The organism is Myroides albus, assembly GCF_009711045.1.
Classification (GTDB): domain Bacteria; phylum Bacteroidota; class Bacteroidia; order Flavobacteriales; family Flavobacteriaceae; genus Flavobacterium; species Flavobacterium album_A.
In genome coordinates this window covers 1-1,117 of record NZ_WMJX01000122.1, presented here as the reverse complement: position 1 = coordinate 1,117, position 1,117 = coordinate 1, and the positions used below count along the sequence as shown (strand labels likewise).

General features: G+C 35.7%; 1 pseudogene. It reads right to left on the bottom strand.

The features are described 5' to 3' along the window. Positions 1–1,117, bottom strand: a pseudogene (locus GJV76_RS15815) (hypothetical protein); the annotation flags it as partial.

Genomic DNA, 1,117 nt, shown 5'->3' with positions numbered 1-1,117 from the left:
TAGTCTGAAAAAACTACTCTTTTTATCGGACAACAATGATTTGTTATACTATTTGTGCTTGGTTTTGATACAATAAACACATAAGCTCCCTCTAATACACCAGAATAGTTCACATTAAATTTAGTCATACTTGGTGAAGTGTAAGTACCTGTTGAACCAATTCCTACAGAAAACACACCGTCTTCACTCACATCATATCCTACATATAAATCAGAACTATCATCTGGATCTGTATAATCTATATCTCCATCTATTATAGTGTACATATCTCCCCATAACCATTCAGACGCAAGAGTATTCAAAGGGGAAGATTCTTGGTTCTTAGCCTCTATATAAAAAACCATTCCTTGAATCACACCACCTTCTTCCCAAGCGTTATCATAATCTTCATCAGTATTCTGACCTTTGTACATTTGGTAAACATATCTAAAAACTTTTCGACCATCTTTCAACGTGTAAATAGCTTTTACATAATTAGGTTTTCCTTCTGCCGTCTTTCCATCTTCATAACAAGCGACACCATATAGTCCGTAACTCAACTCATATGTCTTACTACCTAAAGTAACAAAACTTTCAAACTCTGGTTGCTCATTCTCCGTAACTCTAACAACTACTTCCTTTGAATCTATATAACCTTCCTTCGTTGCTATAAACTTAAACTCACCAGCTTCATCTGCGATCCATTTATTGTTATCAACAGTTTTACCTTGCAGTGATTTAATTTTAAAATCCTTTACTTGAACACCGTTTTCTCTCACAAAGAACAACACTTCTTCCCCTATCTTAATCTCAGAAGCATCAGTTGATAGCTCAAGTTGTTTCTTGCCATTTGAGTCTGTTACGTTGATTGTAACCGAGGCACTATCCAAGAAGCCTTTTTTCTTAGCAACTACAACAAAAGTTCCCGCTTTTTTAAAAACATGCTCTTCCCCAATTGTTTCACCATTTATGGTAATCTTAGCACCATCAACAGCCTTATTGTCAATAAGCACCGAAAACTTTACGGTTTCTCCGACTGTAACAGCCGTTTTATCAGCTTTTAATACCAGTTGTTTTTCATCCTTTTTCTCCTCTTTGGGTATGCACCCGAGCAAGTACATCTTGTGAGATATAATTA